This window comes from Emticicia soli (assembly GCF_037860775.1).
Taxonomy (GTDB): domain Bacteria; phylum Bacteroidota; class Bacteroidia; order Cytophagales; family Spirosomataceae; genus Emticicia; species Emticicia soli.
Genome location: NZ_JBBEWC010000013.1, coordinates 1 through 14,678, shown reverse-complemented (window position 1 = coordinate 14,678; position 14,678 = coordinate 1). Strand labels below are relative to the sequence as shown.

The 14,678-nt window shown below is 39.2% G+C and carries 11 protein-coding genes; 9 read left to right on the top strand and 2 right to left on the bottom strand.

Annotation, left to right across the window (positions count from 1 at the left end; genetic code table 11):
* Positions 1 to 712: 712 nt before the first annotated feature.
* The 4 genes from porW to WAE64_RS19770 are packed head-to-tail and all read left to right on the top strand — an operon-like array spanning position 713 to position 5,448.
* Positions 713 to 2,899, top strand: coding sequence for a type IX secretion system periplasmic lipoprotein PorW/SprE (gene porW / locus WAE64_RS19785; RefSeq protein ID WP_340239438.1), 2,187 nt, complete (start codon positions 713 to 715; stop codon positions 2,897 to 2,899).
* Between the two features lie 31 nt (positions 2,900 to 2,930).
* On the top strand, positions 2,931 to 3,080 hold the full coding sequence (locus WAE64_RS19780) for a hypothetical protein (RefSeq protein ID WP_340239436.1): 150 nt from the start codon (positions 2,931 to 2,933) through the stop codon (positions 3,078 to 3,080).
* A complete protein-coding gene (locus tag WAE64_RS19775; RefSeq protein ID WP_340239434.1) occupies positions 3,077 to 4,798 on the top strand; it encodes a sodium:solute symporter family protein in 1,722 nt (573 codons plus the stop codon). The genes WAE64_RS19780 and WAE64_RS19775 overlap by 4 nt, the downstream gene beginning before the upstream one ends.
* Positions 4,753 to 5,448: a response regulator transcription factor gene (locus WAE64_RS19770; RefSeq protein ID WP_340239433.1), complete on the top strand. Its 696-nt coding sequence runs from the start codon at positions 4,753 to 4,755 to the stop codon at positions 5,446 to 5,448. The genes WAE64_RS19775 and WAE64_RS19770 overlap by 46 nt, the downstream gene beginning before the upstream one ends.
* On the opposite strand, the gene WAE64_RS19765 is transcribed toward WAE64_RS19770, so the two are convergent.
* Entirely contained in the window at positions 5,445 to 6,137 is a 693-nt protein-coding gene (locus WAE64_RS19765; RefSeq protein ID WP_340239431.1) for a response regulator transcription factor, read from the bottom strand. The genes WAE64_RS19770 and WAE64_RS19765 overlap by 4 nt on opposite strands.
* An 11-nt stretch (positions 6,138 to 6,148) precedes the next feature.
* On the bottom strand, positions 6,149 to 7,801 hold the full coding sequence (locus WAE64_RS19760) for a sensor histidine kinase (protein ID WP_340239429.1): 1,653 nt from the start codon (positions 7,799 to 7,801) through the stop codon (positions 6,149 to 6,151).
* A gap of 185 nt (positions 7,802 to 7,986) precedes the next feature.
* Here WAE64_RS19760 and WAE64_RS19755 point away from each other — a divergent pair, with 185 nt between their 5' ends.
* From WAE64_RS19755 to WAE64_RS19735, 5 genes are all read left to right on the top strand, one after another.
* Complete coding sequence (locus tag WAE64_RS19755; protein ID WP_340239427.1) at positions 7,987 to 8,730, top strand: GLPGLI family protein; 744 nt, start codon at positions 7,987 to 7,989, stop codon at positions 8,728 to 8,730.
* Positions 8,731 to 9,334: 604 nt separating this feature from the next.
* The gene (locus tag WAE64_RS19750; protein WP_340239425.1) at positions 9,335 to 10,327 is read left to right on the top strand and encodes an FAD:protein FMN transferase; all 993 of its coding nucleotides are present in this window, start codon (positions 9,335 to 9,337) and stop codon (positions 10,325 to 10,327) included.
* A 35-nt stretch (positions 10,328 to 10,362) separates the two neighbouring features.
* Positions 10,363 to 11,838 carry an ankyrin repeat domain-containing protein gene (locus WAE64_RS19745; RefSeq protein WP_340239424.1) on the top strand — a complete coding sequence of 492 codons (1,476 nt, stop codon included), beginning with the start codon at positions 10,363 to 10,365 and terminating at the stop codon, positions 11,836 to 11,838.
* A 5-nt stretch (positions 11,839 to 11,843) separates the two neighbouring features.
* Positions 11,844 to 12,350, top strand: coding sequence for a DUF2271 domain-containing protein (locus WAE64_RS19740; RefSeq protein ID WP_340239423.1), 507 nt, complete (start codon positions 11,844 to 11,846; stop codon positions 12,348 to 12,350).
* 4 nt (positions 12,351 to 12,354) lie between these two features.
* Positions 12,355 to 14,457, top strand: a complete 2,103-nt coding sequence (locus WAE64_RS19735) for a PepSY domain-containing protein (RefSeq protein WP_340239422.1) — start codon at positions 12,355 to 12,357, stop codon at positions 14,455 to 14,457.
* The last annotated feature ends 221 nt before the right edge of the window (positions 14,458 to 14,678 follow it).

The following is a 14,678-nucleotide window of genomic DNA, read 5'->3' as shown; positions in this document are numbered from 1 at the left end:
TAACAGTATAATTAACCCTTTGTTCTATATCAGGACCGATTCTCCGTAGTGAAAAAACATATCGAATCATATACTAAAATCTTTTCTAGTAATATATTTTACTAGGCTCAATACGCCCGTAGTAGTGACAAATTATCTATCTCATAAATCTTAGCTTTTTAGTCTGCAAAACAAAAATCAAAAATGTCCATTCCAATTATCGTACTTCTCGTCTTCTTTTATATTTCTGAGACATAAGTCTGTAATTACAAAAAAGGAGTGTATTGGATTTGGTGTAAGCATTAATTTGATATATTTTGCAGACAAAATTTGTTCATTGGTCTGAATATTGATGAGAGTAGCCTTATATTCAGCTTTTTTACTTTGGGATAAGATTATTGAAACGAACAGAATTATAATGAGATTTTTGAGCTTATCAGGTATATTATCCCAATCATGTTCATTAATATTGTAGTCTAAATAAGCATAAGTTGATATTTCATTTACTGTGACTCTGAAGCAAGTGGATATGTACAACAAATACTGGTTTCTCCTGATTTTATACGTATTCATAAAATCAAAATCTATTTGATAATAAGCATTTTAAAGCCAAATGGCTTCATTTTGAACCATTATCATCAAATTTAGATAATTTTTTAATCGTACAATCGTTTAAAGTAGGGATATTGACTCGTGTCGATTTAGATGTATTACCCAAAAAACCTTTTCAGAAGTGCAAAAACTATCCATATTTATACTATTTTTAATCTTCACGGCGGGGTGTTCTCAGTTTAGTAATTCGCCTACCAGCAAGGCATGGCACAACACTAATGCGCTTTTCAACTCTTTGATTATCTCTCGGGATAACATGAAAGAGGCTGAAAAGGAGTTGTTTAAAACCCGTGAAGAAAATTATAGTGCACTTATGCCAATTCTATTGCCGATTGACTCAACCAAAGCACAGGCAGTAGCTACCAATCTGAAAGAGGTAATCGAGAAAACTTCACTGATAGCCGAACGGCACTCAAACTCAAAATATCTGGCCGAAGCCTACATTCTCTTAGGCAAAGCCCGCCTAATGAAAGGCGATTTTGTGAACGCCATTGAGGTATTTAAGTACGTAAACAGTACCACTAAAGACCAAGTAGGTCGCCAGACTGCCTTGGTATGGCTCATGCGCTCTTATATTGAACAAAGAGATTACGAAACAGCCCTGAAAGTATCAGAAGTTATCAGAACACTTGACCTCACCAAGGCCAATACCCGTGATTTTTATCTGACTAAAGCTTATCTTCACCAAAGAACGGGCGAGTTTGCCACCTCGGCAGCCATTGCAGAAGAAGCGCTTAAACTGATGTCTAAAAGTGAACAGAAGGCAAGGGTTCATTATGCTGTTGGTCAACTATATGATATTATCGACCAATCGGGGAAGGCATTGCCGCATTATCTGGCAGTTGCTAAAAACAAGCCTAATTACGACATGGAGTTTTATGCTCGTATGAATGCCCTGCTCGACCAGGCAGTGGCACGTAGAGGTAGCTCTGGAGATGTACAGGAGAATTTCAGAAGAATGCTGACCGACCGAAAGAACTCAGACCTGAAAGATAAGATTTACTATACAATGGGGAATCTTGAGGCCAAGAAAGAAAACTTCCCCAAAGCTATTGAATACTACAACGCTTCGTTAAGAAACTCAACGGGTAACAATGCGCAGAATGCCTACACGTATCTTCAGTTGGCTGAGATTCATTACAACCAATTGCAGAAATACGATATGGCTAGTATGTACTACGATAGTACACTTACAACATTGCCCAAAAACTCGCCAGATTATGAGCGTATTTCTAAAAGAGCTTCGTCATTGAGTGATTTTGTAAAGTACCAAAGAGTATTGGTGCTCGAAGATAGTTTGCAACGACTGGCGGCTATGAATCCGGCGGCTTTAGAGAAAACACTTGAAAGGGCTATTCAACAAAAAGAAGAAGACGCTAAAAAAGCGCAGGAATTAGCCGAAGAACGAGCTAAGAAAATGAACAATGTGGCCGTAGACAGGCTGTCGGACAAAGATGAAACCTTTAAAAGATGGGAGCTTTACGACCCCGTTGTAATAGCCCGAAACAAGAGCGATTTCCAACAACGATGGGGCACTCGCCAATTAGAAGACAACTGGCGTAGAAAAGACAAAGAACTGGGTTCTATCTCGTTTAAAGTTGAACGTGGCGCAGAAGGAACCAACACCCCTGCCGGAGCCGATACGCCTGCCGCAACCAGACAGGAAGCTGCCGAACAAAAGGCTGAGGCAGCAGCAAAAGAGCTAGATAGTAAGAAAAAGGAATTATATGCCAGGATTCCGACAAGCCCCGAAAAACTGGTGGCATCGCAACGCAAGCAGGAAGAAGCCTACTATCAGTTAGGTAAAATATATAAATTTCAGTTTAATGAGCCCGAAAATGCCATTGAAACTTTCCAGACATTGTTAGCTAAGTTTCCGAAAACAGTACATGAGGCAGAGGTATTGTATTTGTTAGCGCTTACGTCGCCTAATCAGGAAACGAGCCCTTATCGTACCACTTTGCTTAACAAATACCCGGCATCAACCTACGCACGCCAATTATTAAGAGGCAATGTAAGCATTACAAGCGATACCGAATCAAAAGCACACGTTGTGTATTCGCAGGCATTTAATTTATATAGTAATGAAAGCTATTTATCAGCCTTGAAAATGGCAGAAGATGGCCTTATTACCTATACAGGTACCAGCATTGAAGATAAGTTCGCCATGTTACGCATTATATTGCTGGCTAAAACCGAACAGCGAGAGGTGTATCAGCAAGCACTTAATGAGTTTATTCAGGGTTACCCATCAAGTAACCTGATGGACCGAGCCAAAGAGTTGATGGCCGTGCTGGATAAAAAATAAAAAACATCTATTAAATACCCTATTTACGATTATGAATAAGCCCCTAAACGATGCCCCTATCGAGGAGGATAGTGAGCACGCTCCTATTCTTGGTACCTGGCGAAACGTATATATATTAGTAGCCGGAGCGCTTTTTGTTACTATTATCCTTTTCTACCTTTTCACCCTCTATTTTGCATGAGCAACCTCGACTGGATTCTACTTACACTGACACTTCTTTTTATAATACTATATGGTGTTTATAAAAACCACCGTGATAAAAACATTGACGGCTATCTACTAGGCAATCAATCGTTGCCTTGGTATCATGTAGGGTTTTCTGTAATGGCTACACAAGCCAGTGCCATCACGTTTTTATCGACCACCGGGCAGGGCTTCGACGACGGTATGCGCTTTGTACAGTTTTATTTTGGGCTACCACTAGCCATGATTGTACTCTGCATTACCTTTATCCCGATTTTCCACCGTCTTAAAGTTTATACCGCCTACGAGTACCTCGAACACCGTTTCGATGGAAAAGTGCGCATCTTTACAGCCTTTTTGTTTCTGGTGCAACGCAGCCTTTCTACGGGCATTTCTATTTATGCGCCTGCCATTATTCTTTCTACCATTTTTGGCTGGGATATTGTCTGGACAAACGTAATCATGGGCGGGTTGGTACTTACCTATACCGTAGTGGGCGGTACAAAAGCAATCTCGTACACTCATCTGCAACAAATGCTTGTAATTACGGTTGCTATGTTTTTGGCAGGGGTAATTGTTTTGCAGATGCTGCCGGCAGATATTGGTTTGCTAAAGGCTCTTAAAATTGCGGGTAAATCAGAGCGTATGAACCTGGTTTCGTTTGAATTCAATCCCAAAGACCGCTACAATGTGTGGTCGGGGCTTATCGGGGGTTTCTTTCTGCAACTTTCTTATTTTGGTACCGACCAGTCGCAAGTAGGGCGTTACCTTACCGGCGAATCAACCAACCAAAGCCGCTTGGGTTTAGTTATGAATGGCCTGCTGAAAGTGCCTATGCAGTTTTCTATCCTGCTTGTAGGTGTGTTGGTATTTGTGTTTTACCAATACAATACCTCTCCGGTTTTTTTCAACAAAGTAGAGGTTGATAAATTGCGTAGCAGCCAATATGCGCCGCAGTTACAGGTGCTTGAAAAAGAACATGAGGCTATTTCGAAGAAAAAACAACAGTTACTGGCTAATATCGGCGATGCCGAAGACGAACAACTGATGGCTTATAAAGCCTCATTGAAAGAGTCAGACTCACTGAGTAAAAATGTTAAATCGCAGGTAGTAGATTTAATCAAGAAAAATAACCCCAAAGCCACCACTAACGACCGTGACTTTGTATTCCTACGCTTTGTGCTCGACTATCTTCCGCAAGGGCTTGTTGGCCTCTTGATAGCCGTTATTTTTGCGGCTTCTATGGGTTCTATTGCATCGGCTTACAATTCTTTGGCGGCTACCACCGTTGTAGACGTGTATCGTAAATATTCCAAAACACCCCCGAGCGAAAAGTCAGAATTGAATGCTTCTAAAGTTTCAACTGTTTTGTGGGGTATTTTTTGTATATTTGTTGCACAATATGCCAGCGAACTAGGCAACATGATTGAGGTTGTTAATGTATTGGGTTCCTTGTTTTATGGCATTATATTAGGTGTATTTCTGGTAGCATTCTATTTCAAAAGCATTGGCGGCACAGCCACCTTCTGGGCGGCGGTTATCAGCCAAAGCATTATATTAGGAATCGGGATTCCGCAATTGATGCTGAAAAAAGAATGGATTGCCTACCTTTGGTTTAACCCCCTTGGCTGTATATTGGTCATTGGTATAGCGTGGATGATTCAAAACTTATGGAAAAAAAGCGAATACTCATCGTCGAAGACGACCAACGCCTAGCTGAAAACCTCAGCAAGGGTCTGGCCGAAAAAGATTTCGAAACCTCTGTTGCATTTGATGGACAGATTGGGCTTCGACTGGCTTTGAGTGGAAAATATGACCTCGTGATTTTAGATGTAAACTTACCTGTGATGAATGGGTATGAAGTATGCGCTAAAATAAGAGAAAAAGATAGCCAGATACCGATTATTATGCTAACGGCTCTAGGCGAAACCGACGACAAGATATTAGGATTTGAAAAAGGAGCAGATGACTATATTCTGAAACCTTTTGAGTATCGTGAGCTACTGGCACGTGTAAATGTGTTTCTGAAAAGAGCCTATGCCGAAAACGAGACAAATGCCTCTAATATACTCCGTATTGCTGATTTAGAAATAAATATGGAAAGCAAAACGGCGTCTCGTCAGCATACTAAAATAGAACTTACGCCAAAAGAGTTTTCTCTGCTCGAGTACCTTGTGAGAAACAAAGGAAAGGTTGTGTCGAAAGCAGAGATTGCCGAAAAAATATGGGAAGGCAACAACGCCGAAAACAGCCTTAATGTAATTGAAGTATATATCAATTTCTTGCGTAAAAAAATAGACAAAGACTTTGAACCAAAGCTGATTCATACCAAAACCGGTATGGGTTATGTTTTGAAAGACGACTAAACCAAAGGCGTAGTAAAATGATACCCTACGCCCTTGATAGTCATTAATTCAAGGGCTTCGTCTTCTTTCAGGTAATCTCGTAGTTTGGTAATATAAACATCAAGGTTTCTAGAATTAAAGAAAGAATCATCGCCCCATATCTTCATTAGTATTTCTTTACGGCTAACCGTAAAGTTTCTGTTTTCAGTAAAAATCTTTAATAGTTCGGTTTCTCTGTACGAGAGTTTACGGCAGTTTTCGTTCAATCTCAGTTCATATTTCTGTGGTAAAAACTCATACTTACCAAGCTGCACACTACCCGATGGCGCAATGCCTTTACTACTATTCGACATCTGTAAGAGGTTATTGATTCTCACAATCAGTTCTTCCATACTAAAGGGTTTTCTGATATAATCATTTCCTCCCGATTGAAAACCTTTCAGCACATCGTCGGTCTGGGTTTTAGCCGTTAGAAAAACAATAGGCAAGTTTGGCTTCAATTGTCTTATTTCATTGCCCAATGTATAGCCGTCTTTGTTTGGTAACATTACATCAAGCACACAAATATCAGGTTTAAACTGCTCAAATGCTTTCAGTACCAGATTGCCGTCTGCCACCATATTTACCTCAAAGTTTCGGCTTTCAAGGCTTTCTTTTACTATTTTACCCAAGAAGGGCTCGTCTTCTACATACAAAATCTTAGTTGCCATGTGTTAATCTTTCAGGTCAATAAAGGGAGTTTCATTATGAAGGTGCTGCCCTCTCCTACTTTGCTGTTTACTTCTATGGTGCCGTTGTGGCGTTCAATTACATTTTTTACATAGCTCAGCCCTAAGCCATAGCCTTTTATGTTATGCACGTTGCCGGTAGGCACTCTAAAGAACTTGTCAAAAATCTTTGTCAAAAATTCCTCTTCAATACCCATTCCATTATCTTCAATACTCAATTGCAGGCTTTGCTCATCTTCTTGCAACACTACATTTATATGTGGTTCTTTACTATATTTCAAGGCATTCTCAAGCAGATTATACACTACGTTAGTCAAATGAACAGAGTCGCCAATGATAGTAAAAGTTTTACCGAGCAAATCGAAATTTACATTCGCATGAAATTTCTCGAATTGTAGTTTCATGGTAGCCAATACACTTTCTACCAAACTTCTGAAATTAACGTTGTCGTTATTCAATACCAACTCTTTCTGTTCAAAAACACTCATTTTCAACACTTTGTCAACAAGTATCGAGAGTCTGTTCAATTCATTCTTCGATATTTCGAGGTACTCTTTTGTTTGTGTTGGGTTCTGCAAAACATTAAAATTGCTCAGTGCTTCAATAGCCACACTCACGGTTGAGATAGGTGTTTTTAATTCATGCGTTATATTGCTTACAAAATCATTCTTCAATGCTGTGAGGCGGTTCTGTTGTTGCAGGTTTCTATAAATAAGCCAGAACGAAAGCCCCGTGATGCTTATCAGGAAAACAGAGAAAAGTATCTGAGGAATGATTTTCTTAGTTAAAAACCATGTACTATCGGCAAAACTGGCTTGGTAAACCGAGTTACCAAAAATCACTTCGGCTCTTAAAGCTGTAACGGTATCTTTTTTTGCTCTGGCAACATAGCTCACATCGAACGGAATATTTACCTGCTGCTTAACTAAGCGTGCTTCAAACTTTTGTTTTACTTCTTTCAGGTTCAGCGTATCATTAACAAGCTTGATAATAATATCTTCTTTTAAGCCAGTAACATCTTTAACAGGTTTTGGCGCAAGTGTCCATGTTCGTTTAGGACTAATATAGCCACCAACATTTTTTACCAGCGTATCAAACTTTACGCCCGATACAAGCATTACTCTTCCTGCCATTTTTCTGGGTGGAGCATAGGGCTTAGTGGAATCTAACTTTAACTGTATCTGTATATTTCTTCTGTTAGAATCAAGCGATATTGACTGTATCATCTTTGCCAATAGTTCTTTTCCTACCGAATCGCTTTTCTGCCAGTTACTATTTGAATAGATTGTGATGCTCCTACTTTTGCTGGAGTCTCGATTGAGCGTCAGATGCGTTGGTGGCATGGGTTCTCTGAAAAAGAAGTTGTTTATCTTCACATCATCAATCTTTACCCTCTTAGGGCGCTTTGTCTTTTTAGGCGCAACTGTAGCTTGCCTTGCTTTAAAAGAAGAATCAACCTGACGCTTAATGATTGAATCCTGCATGGTAGCAACCGTTTTCTCAAAACTATTGCTAACATCTTTTTGCAGATTGTTTTTCTGCTCTGTATAGTTCTGCCGAAGCCAGAAAGCATTAAATAGCGTTAGAACCAATAGGCTCACGCATATTAATACAAAATGTGTCCGATTTTTTAATCCTGTCTTCAATGTTATTTCATTAAAATAAGTCTTTTTCTATGACTATTAACGCACAATTATACAATCAAAATTAAGCTACATTTTTGGTTTGGCTACTATTTATTAACCTTAATTAACATTATTTCAATAATGATTAACCTCTATGCTGCTGGCTGAAATATACTTTTGCGGTACATATCTCAAAACAACAACAAATGAAAAAGTTATTTTTATTTATTCCGTTTATTATCAGCCATTTGGCCATTGCACAGCTACAAGAAGGTGTAATTGACTACGAATTTAAAGTAAACATGCATAAGGGCCTTGGTAAAGACCAGGAGTCTATGAAAAGCATGATTCCTGAGTTCAGAACCAGTAAAAACCGCTTGTACTTTAGCCCTACCGAATCATTTTACACCAATGTCGATGACGACTCCGAAGATGTAAATACATCTGTAGGAGGCAACAATGTACAAATGCGTTTCAACCGCCCACAAATGGACTTATACCGTAATTTTGAAGCTTCTAAATTTATTACCGTTACCGATTTTGCAGGTAAAAAATTCCGTATCGAAGATTCATTAAAAACCAGCCCGTGGAAATTTGTAGACGAAAGCAAAAAAATAATAGGCTACGATTGTAAAAAAGCAACATTTACTAATGAAACAACCAAGCAGGAAATAGTAGCCTGGTATGCCGAAGCCCTGATAAGCCCTGCTGGACCACAAAATTATTGGGGGTTACCCGGAACAATACTTGAAGTAAATGTGAACGATGGTACTACGGTTTTTGAAGCCAAGAAAATTGAACTAAAGAAAATTAAAGGCGAAATAAAGAACCCAACGGGTGGCAAGAAAGTAACAGCCAAAGAGTTTAAGAAAATACAAGACGACTATATGAAAGAAATGGGGATTCAGGGCAACGGCTCAGGCCCTAGAATATTTATCAGACAAAACTGATTTTATTGGGGAGGCAAATGCCTCCTCTTTTTGTATTAATCAATCAAATTTATTACTTCAATAAATTTAGTTATTCTTCTATCGGCACTAAAAACTCTGATAAAATAGTTTTTAGTCAGCTTACATTAGCCTATCTCTCTCTTCTCTGCAAAAGCAAAGCATTAATTGCAGCATTCTAACAATCTGGTTATTTGAATTTATTCTAAATAATAGTTTGTTCTTTAAAGCTTCATCCTTACTTTTGTGCCGTTATTTAAAATCAGTCTAAATAAATACTTTTGTATATAAAAGCCCTTGTTGAGATTTTAATGCAAAAAATACCTAAAAAAGGCTGAGTAATAGCTTGTAATTGGCGAACAGTAAGTGTTTGAATGAAGGCAAAATTCTTTATTCAATCTTACAAGCCTGATGAATAAAGTATCTGGTTCTGGTTTATACTAGTGAATCCAACGATAATAACACTTTTATGAAAATCCAAAAATCACACAGCCTGTACTAAAAACAGGCTGGTTGTGATTGCGTTCTCTTATTCATTGGGTATTGCTTGCCTTTTCAGATTTATTAACCTGAAACCAGACCATCAACACACAAACCCTGAAACTTCATGTTAAATCGTGTTGTATTTATATTCTTTTTACTGATAAGCTTGCATTCGTGCAAAAGCAATGAATATCAGAAAATTGAAGGCACTGCCCAAGGAACTACCTATACCATTACCTTTAGTGGTGGCGAAAAACCATACCTCAAAAACGCTGCAGATAGTATTTTTAAAGTAATAGACCACAGTATGTCTTTGTGGGATAGCACATCTATTATCTCGAGCTTCAACAAAAACGCTACTTCACAACAAATTGACGCACATTTTAAGAATGTACTTCTGAAATCTCATGAGATTTATAAGCTATCAAACGGTGCATTCGACCCATCGGTTGGCCCACTAATTAAAGCATGGAGTTTTATCCGCAAAAATGATTTACCCCTACCCAACGCCAAAACTATTGATTCACTCAAACAATTTATTGGTTTCGAGAAAGTTTCACTTGTTGGTAGTAAACTTGTAAAAGAAAACCCTGCAATCCAGCTAGATTTCAATGCTATTGCGCAAGGCTACACGGTTGATGTGGTGGCTGAGCATCTTGATAAATTAGGCATAGAAAATTATCTAATAGAATTAGGTGGCGAACTACGTTCAAAAGGGCGTAACCCGGAAGGTAAAAGCTGGAAAGTGGGTATCGAAAAACCAACCAACAACGAAACAGAAGAACAAAACGAGCTACAACTGGTAGTTACGCTAGACAACAAAGGTTTGGCAACTTCTGGCAATTACCGAAATTTTATTCAAACAGAAGGAAATCACCTGAGCCATATTCTCGACCCTAAAACAGGTCGTCCTGTTGCACATAATGTTGTTTCGGTATCGGTTATAGCCCCTACCGGAATGGAAGCTGATGCCTGGGGAACTGCTTTTCTGGTTTTGGGTAAAGAAAAAAGCATCGGAATAGCCCAGAAACTAGGGCTTGAGTTTCAGATGGTATCAGGAAGCAAAAACGGTTTTGAAGTGTTCCAGACTGAAGGCTTCAAGAAACTAGTTCAATAAATTACGCATTTAACAACGTTTAATCAATATTCGAAATGAAAAATAAATTAGCCTTAACTCTGCTGCTTGTTTTTACAGGTGCATCGCTTTTTGCACAGAATATCTTTCATAACAGAGACTTCTGGGCTACTAAACCTTCGATTGATGTAGTAAAGCAAAAAATGGCCGAGGGCAACAATATTCTTGAAATGGGTCCTGGTGGCTGGGATGGTCCTTTGTTGGCTATCATGGCCGATGCGCCTTACGAAACCATCAAATTTATTCTTGACCAACCGGGTATCAACGTAAACGTGGTTACTCACCACTCAAACAATTATTTGATGTGGACAACCCAAAAGGGAAACCTTGAAGTAATGAAATTATTGTTTGATAAAGGCTCTAAAACCGACATCATCAACAGCCACGGACAATCTTTATTGATGCACGCTGCATTGAATGGCAAAGCTGACCCTGCATTTTATGAAATAATTCTTAAAAACGGTGGTGATATTAAAAACGATAAAGACGAAGAAGGCCGCAACGTAATGTTGGTTGCTATCAGCAATCTGAAAGATGTGTCTTTCCTTAAATATTTTGAAAGCAAAGGCCTTAGCCTGAAAGATACCGATAAAAAAGGTAATGGTTTGTTCCACTATGCAGTAGCGGGTGGCAACATCAATACCCTTAAAGAACTTGTAGCAATGGGCGTAAGCTACGCACCAAACAAAGCCGGCGAAAATGCATTTTCGTTCATTGGCCGTGGGCGTGGTGGAAGATTAAATGTTGAATTGCTTCAATACCTTAAAAGCCTTGGCTTAGACCCCAAAGCCCCGTTTGCTAACGGCCAGACTTTAGCGCATACTGCTGCAAGATTAGGAGCAGACAACTCAATACTTAGTTTTCTTAGCGAAAATGGATTAAACCTTGCGCAAACCGATAAAGAAGGTAACACACCATTAATTTTAGCAGCAGCAAGAAGCAATGCAGCCTCATTGAACTTCTGGTTAGAGAAAAACAAAATAAACGCAGTTAACAAAGACGGTCAGTCGGCACTTTCGCAAGCAGTAGCTAATAACACAGCCGATGTTGTAAAATTATTGATTAACAAAGGTGCTAAAACCGATGTAAAAGATAAAGATGGTAACGATTTGTACTATACGCTTATCAGCTCATACCGCAAGGGCAAAGGAAGTATTCAACGTGCAGGCGAAATAATGGACTTATTAAAAGCTTCTGGCTTGAATATACATAAAGACGGTAAACTACTACACGCTGCCCTTAACAAAGAAGACAAAGAGCTATTGGTTAAACTGATTGAGGCAGGCGAAGACATCAACGCTAAAGACAAAGATGGTTATACTGTATTGCACTACGCAGGCATGAAATCTAAAGACCTTGACTTATTGAAGTTTTTGGTATCAAAAGGTGCAAATCCTAAAGTAAAGACAGAATTAGACGAGTCGGTACTTGACCTTATCGCTGAAAACGAAGTGCTTGGTAAACAAAACTTGAATCTTGATTTTCTTAAATAATAGTAATGAATAAACCGAATAAATTAATAATTGGTATGCTATCGTTAGCGATAGTTACCCTTGTATCTTTTGGCTTTAAAAAAGCCTCTGCGCCTGCGCAAGTATCTTTCAAATGTTTAGTACAGCTTACCAATTATTCGGGCGAAGGTGCTTATGTAGCAGTATCGTTGCTAGATAATAAAGGCAAATACAAAAAAACCTTGCAGGTTTTTGGTAAAGAAAAACGCTGGTACGACGACCTCCCATCTTGGTTTAAGTTCATCACATCTACCAAAGAAAATGTTGATGGCGTTTCAGGTGCATCAATTACAGCAGGTAGCCGTAAAGTATTCTCTATCACAACCGACGATACGGTATTTGACAAAGGTTATAAGCTGCGCTTCGAAACCGCCGTTGAAAACCAGGAATACAAAGAAAAAGATGTTGAAATGGACTTTTCGGAAGCTAATGTAGGCAAAACCATCAATGGTACAGGCTACATCAGATACGTAAAATTGATTAAAAATCCTTAATTGAATGAATAAATTCTGGCGAAGGCTGCACTTTCTTTCTACAGTAGTAGCCGGGCTTTTTATTTTTTTCGCTTCTGTTACAGGTTGTATTTTGGCTGTGGAACCTTGGTTGCTCAGCCAAAATGCAGTATCGGGGCAACATAAATCAGACTTAACCCTCACGGCTTTTCAAGAAAAACTCAGTGTAGAGTTTCTTGAGGTTTTCAGTTTCGAAAAAGATGCCTACGGCAACATAAAGGTAGAAGGCATTGGCAACGAGAAAGAAGGTACTTTGTTTGTGAATGCTGAAACTGGCAAAGTTTTAGATGCTCCCAAAAAACTCTCAACCATTTTCGATTTAAGCCGTGACTTACACCGCTCGTTGTTTCTGAAAACACCCGGGCGAATCATAGTAGGTTTAGCTTCTCTTGCACTGGTTTTTCTGGTTATAAGTGGTATTGGGCTGCATATTAAACGAGCAGGTGGTTTAAAGGCCATCTATAAATCAATAAAAATACTGGAACTCAAACGTGACGGCCATGCACAACTGAGCCGCTTGTTTGTAATTCCGATTGTTATTATTGCCGTTTCAGGGACTTATCTGTCGGTGATACGATTTGCTCCGAAACCGGCCAATGAAACAATTACAGCCAAGGGCAATGAGTTTCCACTCAATAAGCTTTTGATGAGCGAGGTCAAGAAAGTAACGCTACCCGTTGTTGAAGAAGACCCGCTCACTATAGAAATGGCCGACAAATTATTGCATTATGATAAAGCATCTGAAAAGCTTATTAAAATAGAAGTAGTACCTATAAGCGAACAAATGCGGGCTTTGAATTTTTCGCTACATACGGGCGAAGGGCTTAAAAGTTGGGCAGTTGTTTTATTTCTCACTTCGTTGGTAATGGTGTTTTTAAGTTTCACGGGCTTCCAGATGGTTGGCCAGAAATGGAAGCAAAAAAAACACAAAGCTATTATTGCAGACGATGTAGATACGATTATTCTGGTTGGTTCTGAAACAGGGCATACCTGGCGCTTTGCCGATGCACTGGAAGAAGCCTACCAAAAACTGAATATTAAAGTGAGTGCCGTTGGCCTCGAAAATTTCCCGAGAATAATCGGCAAGAAAACATTGCTGGTTCTTACTTCTACTTATGGCGATGGCGATGCGCCCGAAAACGCACAAGATGTGCTGGCACAGTTGGACGCTAAAATCTCTGGAGCTGAACTTGTACAGTACAGTGTTTTAGGCTTTGGCTCAAAAGAATACCCTGCTTTTTGTGCCTTTGCTGAGGAATTGCGCAATGAGCTGGCTAGATTCAGGCATACGCAGGAGATTACACCATACATGACCGTCGATAATCAGTCAGTTGTACAATTCATTGATTGGGTTAGGGCTTTAAATAAGAGTCAGAAAACTAATCTAACCGTCAACCCAACGAAACTACATCCGGTTCGTAAAAAAGGCTTGGATTCATTTAAAATTCTTGAGAAAAAAGAGCAAGGTGATACATTTTTATTACGAATAGGCCATTCGGATAAACTAAAAATCCAATCAGGTGATTTGTTAGGCGTTTATCCGCCTGATGAAAACATTGAGCGTTATTATTCTATTGCATCAATCAGCCCTACTGAACTGATTTTGCTTATCAAGCGCACAGGTCTTTGCTCAAATTTCTTGGGGAATCTGCCACTAGGATACTCTTTTGAGGCTTATCTGAAACGCAACCCTACGTTTTATTTCCCTACCGACAACTCACCGGTACTTATGATTGCCAACGGTACAGGCGTTGCGCCTTTTCTTGGTATGCAATCGACAAGAAGTACGCTTTATTGGGGTGGTAAAAACCGCATTGATTCTGAATTGTTCAGATGTTATATAAGTGATAATAACTGCCATCTGGTATTTTCGAGAGAAGAAACCTCAGCCTATGTGCAGGATTTATTGGAAAAAAATGAAACCGCCGTAGCTCATTTGCTTGGTAACCAGGGCACAATCATGATTTGTGGCTCGCTTACGATGTTAAAGGGCGTATTGGCTCGTTTAGAAGACGTAACAACCAAACATCAACTTCCATCGGTAGATGTTCTTAAGAAACAAGGCAGGATTCTGATAGATTGTTATTAAGAAACTGTTTGAGTTAATCTTGTTAAGCTAAAAAAGGCTTTTTTTGCTCAATACTGCGCTTTAAAAATCCCGCAGCGGCGGGCCGCTCATTTAGCTCTGCTAAACTCCGGTTTTTAAATCTTGTCTTGAGTCAAAAAAACTCCTTTTTTATCATTAAATAGGGCTTTCGCTTTGGAATGGTCATGCCGCAGAGATTTGAGGTTTTCTTAATTGTGACTTCA

Bases quoted from the DNA above. Each gene is read 5' to 3' on its own strand.
- WAE64_RS19780 (WP_340239436.1), top strand. From the start codon at position 2,931: ATGAATAAGCCCCTAAACGATGCCCCTATCGAGGAGGATAGTGAGCAC.
- WAE64_RS19775 (WP_340239434.1), top strand. From the start codon at position 3,077: ATGAGCAACCTCGACTGGATTCTACTTACACTGACACTTCTTTTTATA.
- WAE64_RS19770 (WP_340239433.1), top strand. From the start codon at position 4,753: ATGGAAAAAAAGCGAATACTCATCGTCGAAGACGACCAACGCCTAGCT.
- WAE64_RS19765 (WP_340239431.1), bottom strand. From the start codon at position 6,137: ATGGCAACTAAGATTTTGTATGTAGAAGACGAGCCCTTCTTGGGTAAA.
- WAE64_RS19755 (WP_340239427.1), top strand. From the start codon at position 7,987: ATGAAAAAGTTATTTTTATTTATTCCGTTTATTATCAGCCATTTGGCC.
- WAE64_RS19750 (WP_340239425.1), top strand. From the start codon at position 9,335: ATGTTAAATCGTGTTGTATTTATATTCTTTTTACTGATAAGCTTGCAT.
- WAE64_RS19745 (WP_340239424.1), top strand. From the start codon at position 10,363: ATGAAAAATAAATTAGCCTTAACTCTGCTGCTTGTTTTTACAGGTGCA.
- WAE64_RS19740 (WP_340239423.1), top strand. From the start codon at position 11,844: ATGAATAAACCGAATAAATTAATAATTGGTATGCTATCGTTAGCGATA.
- WAE64_RS19735 (WP_340239422.1), top strand. From the start codon at position 12,355: ATGAATAAATTCTGGCGAAGGCTGCACTTTCTTTCTACAGTAGTAGCC.